The 7,313-nt window shown below is 34.5% G+C and carries 9 protein-coding genes; 1 reads left to right on the forward strand and 8 read right to left on the reverse strand.

All coding sequences use genetic code 11. The features are described from left to right. Position 1: 1 nt before the first annotated feature. The 8 genes from BA768_RS13490 to BA768_RS13530 all read right to left on the reverse strand — a co-directional run bounded on the left by BA768_RS13490 (position 2) and on the right by BA768_RS13530 (position 6,201). A complete protein-coding gene (locus BA768_RS13490; protein ID WP_123947119.1) occupies positions 2-844 on the reverse strand; it encodes a hypothetical protein in 843 nt (280 codons plus the stop codon). Between the two features lie 18 nt (positions 845-862). Then, on the reverse strand, positions 863-1,669 hold the full coding sequence (locus BA768_RS13495; RefSeq protein ID WP_123947120.1) for a hypothetical protein: 807 nt from the start codon (positions 1,667-1,669) through the stop codon (positions 863-865). A gap of 173 nt (positions 1,670-1,842) precedes the next feature. Further along, the gene (gene rluF, locus BA768_RS13500; protein ID WP_065721172.1) at positions 1,843-2,565 is read right to left on the reverse strand and encodes a 23S rRNA pseudouridine(2604) synthase RluF; all 723 of its coding nucleotides are present in this window, start codon (positions 2,563-2,565) and stop codon (positions 1,843-1,845) included. Continuing rightward, positions 2,565-3,140: a hypothetical protein gene (locus tag BA768_RS13505; protein ID WP_065721173.1), complete on the reverse strand. Its 576-nt coding sequence runs from the start codon at positions 3,138-3,140 to the stop codon at positions 2,565-2,567. Before BA768_RS13505 ends, rluF begins: the two co-directional genes overlap by 1 nt. Beyond that, positions 3,137-3,835, reverse strand: coding sequence for a tRNA pseudouridine(55) synthase TruB (gene truB / locus BA768_RS13510; RefSeq protein ID WP_065721174.1), 699 nt, complete (start codon positions 3,833-3,835; stop codon positions 3,137-3,139). Before truB ends, BA768_RS13505 begins: the two co-directional genes overlap by 4 nt. A 254-nt stretch (positions 3,836-4,089) precedes the next feature. Further along, positions 4,090-4,908 (reverse strand): undecaprenyl-diphosphate phosphatase, encoded by an 819-nt coding sequence (locus tag BA768_RS13520; RefSeq protein ID WP_065721176.1) that lies wholly within the window; start codon positions 4,906-4,908, stop codon positions 4,090-4,092. A gap of 97 nt (positions 4,909-5,005) precedes the next feature. Continuing rightward, positions 5,006-5,302 (reverse strand): DUF3098 domain-containing protein, encoded by a 297-nt coding sequence (locus BA768_RS13525; RefSeq protein ID WP_065721177.1) that lies wholly within the window; start codon positions 5,300-5,302, stop codon positions 5,006-5,008. Positions 5,303-5,304: 2 nt separating this feature from the next. Further along, positions 5,305-6,201 carry a cell division protein FtsX gene (locus BA768_RS13530; RefSeq protein WP_034678724.1) on the reverse strand — a complete coding sequence of 299 codons (897 nt, stop codon included), beginning with the start codon at positions 6,199-6,201 and terminating at the stop codon, positions 5,305-5,307. Positions 6,202-6,292: 91 nt separating this feature from the next. Here BA768_RS13530 and rsmA point away from each other — a divergent pair, with 91 nt between their 5' ends. Then, positions 6,293-7,063, forward strand: coding sequence for a 16S rRNA (adenine(1518)-N(6)/adenine(1519)-N(6))-dimethyltransferase RsmA (rsmA, locus tag BA768_RS13535; RefSeq protein WP_065721178.1), 771 nt, complete (start codon positions 6,293-6,295; stop codon positions 7,061-7,063). Positions 7,064-7,313: the final 250 nt, after the last annotated feature.

The raw sequence follows: 7,313 nt of genomic DNA on the forward strand, positions 1-7,313 counted from the left end.
ATTAATAAGGTAAAGGTTGATTAATTAAAACAATAGCACTTATTTTTGTTTCATCGCTAGAAATATTTGTACAGCCGGCTGCCTTTTGTCCGTAAGAAACTGCCGCAGTTGTTGTGCTTGATCTGTTCATGACCGCCAATCGCAAGGTATGATTACCTATCAAAAGATTATCTTTTAATCCTGTAATAGTAAATTCCTGGAAAGCGCACGTATTATCTACATTCACCGAAGCAGATTTAGATGAAATAAGCTTATCGTCGATAAATATTCCCAGTCCATAAGTTAAATTACTTCCTGCTGATAAAGTATTATTGAGCTGAAGCATTCCTGTGAAAGTAACCACTATGTTATTCACTGGTCTGTCGACCGTAAAATTTAAAGTTGAACCATCGGTGATCTCAAGCCACGGAGAAGACAGTGAACTTCCATTCACGAAAGAAGTAACTGAAGTTGCATCTGAATTATAAACATTTGTAGAAGTTCCCGAATTATAAATTTTTGAATAATATTTTGTGATGCCTAGTAAAAGATTAATATTAGCCGAATTGAAGTAATAGCTCCATCTTGCACCATCCCAATAATAAATTCCTCTTCCACCCGGAAAACCAGTATTCGTATTGTATATCAGAAGTGATTCTGTAGGTGCGGAAGCCATAAAACTGTAATCTGAAACATTGGAAGGATTAAGAGAAATCTGAGGAAGCATAATTCCTTTATCAGAAGATACCATATCTAATATTGCTGATGAATTCGGCGAACTCGTTCCAATCCCAACCGATCCAGTTTGAGCAAAAATTTTGCTCCAAAAAAAGATCAATATTAAACTAAAAAATAACTTTTCCATTTGTGCTTGTATTTTATCTTACGATTTTTCTGTTAGTTTAATAAACATATTTATCTTAGACATATCTGCATTCACCGAAGAAGTATCTGCAACCCCTCCAAATCTCCACGAAGAAGCATTGGAGTAATTATTTACTCTCACTGTAACATACGTTTTTATTGTATGATTACCTAAGCTCAGGTTTTTAAACAACGTATTTATTGAGAAGAAATCATATTGATAAGATTTACCGTAATTGGCTGAGTAGTTTCTTACGCCGGCCAATTTGCCATCCACAAAAATCCCTACAGCATAAGTAAAGGTATTGGTTCTGCTTGCAATCGTATTATTAGACTGTACCATGCCTTCCGTAATAACAAAAATACTGTTGTTGCTCTGAGTAATGGTAATATCTTTTGCAAGACCGGGAACTTCAGTCCAGATTGTACCGGGCAATGAGTTTTCTGCATAATTCAATGCTCCGGAAAGAGTTGTGATACTTGTAGGTGACGAGTTTGATGTACTGTAAGAAATTGTCAAGCCTAAAACAGAATAAATATTTCTCGAATCTACCAATTCATTCCATTTATTTCCGTCCCAAAAATTAAAACCTTTTTTACCGTTATAATTATTATAAGCAAGTAAACCTAAGGTCGGAGAACTCACAGGACTAGCAACATTGAGATTAGGAATTGCAAGATTGGGAATAAGAACCCCTTTATTTACCGAAGAAATCTTCAATAAAAGATCATTTTCAACCGTAGTTGTACCTATCCCTACTTGAGCTTGATAATTCTTAAAAAACAGCAAACTATAAGCTGCCATCAATAGAAACTTTTTTTTCATCTTGAATGCATTTGTGTTTATAATCAGGCTTAAAGCTTTTTCAAATATTACTTTGATTACCCAACAAATATACACTTAATTCTATTATGTGCAAAATAATTTATAAATAAAAGTTGCTTTATTGAAAGAATCAATAAAGCAACTTTTATTTATAGTCATTTTCAGGAGAATTATTATTCGAAAGTTTTGCTGGAATCCTGTAATAAAAAATTCAGATTTTTCATTTCTTCATCTGTGAGATCTCTCCATTTTCCAACGGGTAAATCCAGCTTAATATTCATTATTCTGATGCGTTTCAGCTTCTTTACATCGTATCCGAGATATTCACACATTCTTCTAATCTGTCTGTTTAGACCTTGGGTGAGAACAATACGAAATGTCATGTCATCAATTTTTTCAACTTCACATTTCTTGGTAACGGTATCCAAAATAGGAACACCATTTCTCATTTTCTCTAAAAACTTAGGATTGATGGGCTTATCAACTCTGACCAAGTATTCTTTTTCGTGGTTGTTTCTTGCTCTTAGAATCTTATTTACAATATCTCCGTCGCTTGTCAACAAGATTAAACCTTCACTGGGTTTATCTAACCTTCCGATCGGGAAAATTCTTTTTGGATGATTGATAAAATCTATAATACTATCTCTTTCTCGTTTGGTATCTGTAGTACAGACAATCCCAACAGGTTTATTAAAAGCGATATAGACAGGTTTTTCTTCAGAATCACGAATAGTTTTCCCGTCAACTTCTATTATATCTTCGTCTGAAACTTTTGTTCCCAGCTCAGGAATTTTACCGTTAATGGTAATTCTGCCCTCTTCCAAGAGTTTGTCGGCTGCTCTTCTTGAGCAATACCCAACTTCTGAAAGATATTTATTGATACGTGTCTTTTCCATTAATCTATTCCTTCTATTGTATAATTCTTATTACTGAAAATGGTAATTCCGTAGCTTAAGCCTAAAAAAAAAGGATTATTTCCTCCCAATTTATGACCTTCAAAAAACAAACCACCTTCTTGGCTTAGCCTTTTTGAGTAAGACATCTGAACTCCTAATCTTGCGCCCCAAAATTCAGAATTTGAAACAGCAGAATTATTTAATTGCTTCCCATAATTTAAATCAATATAAAAAGCTTCATCACCGGGAGTGAAAATAACTTTAGGTTGAATCACCCAATACATCAGATGAAAATTATCTTCAGCATACATATACTTCAAACCCGTTCCCAGTGCAAAATTAGGAAGAAAATTATAACCACCAACAGCGGTAATGCCATAAGTAAACTTCCTCACTCTTTCGGGCTGAATGTATTGAGTTGTATTTGGAATTTCAGGCTCCTTCTTTAAATTTAAACCTGCGTTGATTGATGGATTTACATAAAAGCCCATTTTTTCTTTCTTCCCCGTATCAACCTGAGAAAAAGCGGTAATTGAGAGAATAAGAAAGGATAAAATAAATAAATTTTTAATCATAAGATTTCAAATCTGTAGTCGTTATTTAAAAAATCGGACGTTGCACGGTCAACATGGTAGTCTCCGATTTTCGTTCTTCTTAATTGTGTTAAATAGGCTCCAACGCCCAATTCCTGACCGATATCGTGCGCTAAACTTCTGATATAGGTTCCTTTTGAACAACCAACCATAAAACTTATCAAAGGAAAATTAATTTCAATATCTTTTATATAATGAATGGTCGTTTTTCTGGACTTCATTTCGACTTCTTCTCCTGCTCTTGCTAAATTATAGGCTCTTTCACCGTCAATTTTTATGGCTGAAAAAATAGGCGGTTTTTGTTCAATTTCACCTAAAAATTTGTCTAATGTATTCTTCACATCCTCTTCAGTAACACTTGAAAAATCCTGATGAAGGATTTCTGGTTTTTCGGTGTCGTAAGATTCGGTCTGAACTCCTATTTTTATTTCCGTCCAATATTCTTTCGGAGCATCCTGAATTTCCGGAATTTTTTTTGTGAATTTCCCGGTACAGACAATCAACAAACCTGTTGCTCTCGGATCTAAAGTTCCGGCATGACCGATTTTAAACTTTTTAGGAAGATTAAATTCACGTTTAAGCTTATATTTCATTTTATTGACCGCCTGAAAAGAAGTCCAATCCAGCGGTTTGTCTAATAAAAATATGTGTCCTGACTGTAATTCTTCTGCGGTCATTGGGATATTTGAAATTTGAAATTTGAGGTTCGAGATTCGAGGTTCGAGGTTCGGGATTCGAGGTTTGAGGTTTGAGATTATTGAAGCTCAAGTTAAAGTTTTATTAAAAATTTCTTATTCTGACTTTCTTGCAGCCCGACTTGAGCGGAGCTCTTTTTGCTGTAGCGAAGCGGAGGCAAAAAAGCGGGAGCGGAAGGCGGAAATTGCTGCCCAAATAAACATAAATAATGTGTAATTGGTAATGATTAATGATATTATTTGAAATAATAAAAATAGATCAGCAATGCAATTCCTACAAAAATACGATACCATCCCCAAGGTTTGAAACCATATTTGTTTAGAACACCTATAAATGCTTTAATGGCGATAAGTGCTACAATAAATGCAACAACATTCCCAACGATAAAAATGGTGATGTGATCCTGAGATTCAAGAATCATTTCATAACCTTTACTTTCGTTTGGAGTTCCTTTACCCCACGTTTTTACGAAAACGGAATAAACAGTTACCGCCAACATGGTAGGAACCGCCAGAAAGAATGAAAATTCTGCCGCTGCTTTTCTGCTTAAACCTTGTGTCATCCCACCAATAATCGAAGCCGCACTTCTGCTCGTTCCGGGCATCATCGCAAGACACTGCCAAAAACCGATAGTTACTGCTTTTTTAATCGAAATATCTTTCTCGTCATTGATCACAGGATTTTTAAACCATTTATCCGCAAAAAGCAAAACTACCCCACCTAAAACTAAAACGGATGAGATCGCAATCTGATTTCCAAGAACTGCTTCGATCTTATCATCGAAAATATAGCCTAAAACCAAAGCCGGGATCACCGCAAAAGCAAGCTTATAGTAAAACTGAAGGTTTTTGAGATCAAAAAATTTTTTCCAATAGGCAACAACCACCGACAAAATCGCTCCAAACTGTATGGAAACCTGAAACATTTTTAGAAATTCATCCTCTTTCAAGCCCATCAGATTGGCAGTAAAGCCCATGTGAGCGGTCGATGAAATCGGTAAATATTCTGTAAGTCCTTCTACAATGGCAATAATGATTGCTTTGATTAAATCCATTTTATTGAGTTAAAAAAAATTAAAAGACTAAAAAATTAAAAGATTCAAATAGGTATTCAAATCTTTTAATTTTTTAATCTTTATTGATAAGAGTATTTTATTTTCTTTTTAAAATTGCGTACACTTCAATGGCGAAACCAATGACAACCAACAATGGAGCAATCCTGATTCTTCTGATCGAGAAAATATCGTCGTTCCACACATTGGGATCCAGCTTTCCGTCAACTGTATTTGCATCGGGTCCCATCATCAGAAGAAAACCAACAATGATGCAGGCAAGACCGATCAGCATCCATTTAAAATTCTCTTTACCGAAGTAAAAATTGCTTTCTTTGGAAATTTCTGTTTCGTTACCATAATCTGATGCCGAAAATTTATTTGTTTTTTTGCTCATTTTTAAGAATAATATAAATCGTCAACGTTGGATCTCAAGAATCTCCATGTTGCAATAATTGTACTTAATACTGTAATAAAAATACCCACTCCAAAGATTGAAACAACTAGCCAAACATATTGGTTGGTGTCTTGTACAAAAGGAGTCTTTATGGTTGTTGTGAAATAATACCAGATTCCGAAAAGCGCCAAAAGGCCAATTACCGCTCCGAGAAGTCCCAAAATAAGTGCTTCTTTGATAAACGGGGTCAAAATGAATCTCCTTTTCGCTCCTACCAACTGCATTGTTTTGATAATGAATCGTTTGGAGAAAACCTTCAAACGAATAGAGTTGTTAATCAATACGATAGCAAGAATCAAGAATAAAACACAGAATGCAAGAATCCATTTTAAAATTTTATTCAGGTTATCATAGATTTTTTGTGAATCTGAATCGTTTTTAACATCCACAATTCCCGGAACAGCTTTAATATCTTTCAAGACCGCACCAATTTTTGTAGAATCCGTATATTGAGGTTTCAAAGCAATTTCAACAGAAGCGGGGAAAATATCTTCTTCAAAAAGAGCTTCACTATTGATGCCCAAACTTTTCTTCGCTTCTTCAGAAGCCTGTTTTTTTGAAATATAAGTAGTACGCTTCACCGACTCCATTCCTTTGATCACTTCAACGGCAACGGCTTCCTGTTTCGCTATTTTAGCTGAATCTTTAATATCGTAGTTTTCATCAAAATAAGCATTCACTACAAGCTGCTCTTTCAAATAGTCTGAATATTTTTGTGCATTGATCAAAATAAGCCCCATCAATCCCAACAAAAACAATACTAAAGCGATACTTACTACGACTGTAATATTGCTGGACCGAAGCCTTTTCTTATTAAACTCATCTACAGATTTAGCCATTAATATTAAAATTTTTGGCTAAAATAGAAAAAATCTTCCGAAATTTGGGACGAATTAAAGAAAATCATTGTTAACAAAATCATAAAAAACATTGAGTGTAAAAGCAAAAAAACATCTCGGTCAGCACTTTTTGACCGATGAAAATATCGCAAAGAAAATTGTAGAAGGACTAAGCTTTGAAAACTACGGAAACGTACTTGAAGTAGGTCCGGGAATGGGCGTTCTTACCAAATATCTGATTGAAAAAGAACAAAAATTATTTCTCGCTGAGATCGATACAGAATCTATCGAATATCTGAAGCAGAATTACGATAAAATTAAAGAAGAAACATTCGTTGGCGATTTTCTGAAGCATGACTTTGCAGATTTGAATGGAGAGCAAATTGCTATTATCGGAAACTTCCCTTATAATATTTCGTCACAGATTCTTTTTAAAATTATCGATCATTACGAACAGATTCCTGAAATGGTGGGAATGTTTCAAAAAGAGGTTGCAGAGAGAACAGCTGCTGTACCAAGAACGAAAGATTACGGAATTTTATCTGTTTTAATTCAGGCTTATTATGATGTAAACTATCTTTTCACAGTTCACGAAAATGTTTTCAATCCGCCTCCAAAAGTAAAATCGGGAGTCATCAGACTGACAAGAAATCCTAAAGAAGGTCATGCAGGAAATGAAATCCTTTTTAAACAAATTGTAAAGGCAGGTTTTAACCAGAGAAGAAAAAAACTTTCGAATGCCTTGAAAGTTTTAAACATTCCTGAAGCCTTAAAAGCTCATGCGTTTTTAGACAAAAGAGCAGAAGAGCTGAGCGTGACAGATTTTATTTCGTTCACCCAACTTTGGAAAGAAAATCAATAAAAATAAAAAAGAGGCTGTCTCAAAAGAGAGACAGCCTTTTTAATGCAAAAAAGGAAAGCCTGAGCTTTCCTAATAGTTGCAAATTTTGTAATTTGCTTTGTGTTAACTAATTCAAAAGTAGTATTTAAAGATTACAATCCCAAAGAAAATTTACTTTTTCCTCCGAATTTATCGGAGTTGATTGATGAAAAGCATCCTGTGAAAATAGTTTCAAGCATTATTGATGGTTTGGATATTAAAAATCTAATCA

Origin of the sequence: Chryseobacterium sp. CBo1, assembly GCF_001693475.1 — a bacterium.
Lineage (GTDB): Bacteria > Bacteroidota > Bacteroidia > Flavobacteriales > Weeksellaceae > Chryseobacterium > Chryseobacterium formosense.

Coding starts and splice junctions, on each gene's coding strand:
- BA768_RS13505 (WP_065721173.1), bottom strand. CDS start 3,140: ATGATTAAAAATTTATTTATTTTATCCTTTCTTATTCTCTCAATTACC.
- BA768_RS13490 (WP_123947119.1), bottom strand. CDS start 844: ATGGAAAAGTTATTTTTTAGTTTAATATTGATCTTTTTTTGGAGCAAA.
- BA768_RS13525 (WP_065721177.1), bottom strand. CDS start 5,302: ATGAGCAAAAAAACAAATAAATTTTCGGCATCAGATTATGGTAACGAA.
- truB (WP_065721174.1), bottom strand. CDS start 3,835: ATGACCGCAGAAGAATTACAGTCAGGACACATATTTTTATTAGACAAA.
- BA768_RS13530 (WP_034678724.1), bottom strand. CDS start 6,201: ATGGCTAAATCTGTAGATGAGTTTAATAAGAAAAGGCTTCGGTCCAGC.
- BA768_RS13495 (WP_123947120.1), bottom strand. CDS start 1,669: ATGAAAAAAAAGTTTCTATTGATGGCAGCTTATAGTTTGCTGTTTTTT.
- BA768_RS13520 (WP_065721176.1), bottom strand. CDS start 4,908: ATGGATTTAATCAAAGCAATCATTATTGCCATTGTAGAAGGACTTACA.
- rluF (WP_065721172.1), bottom strand. CDS start 2,565: ATGGAAAAGACACGTATCAATAAATATCTTTCAGAAGTTGGGTATTGC.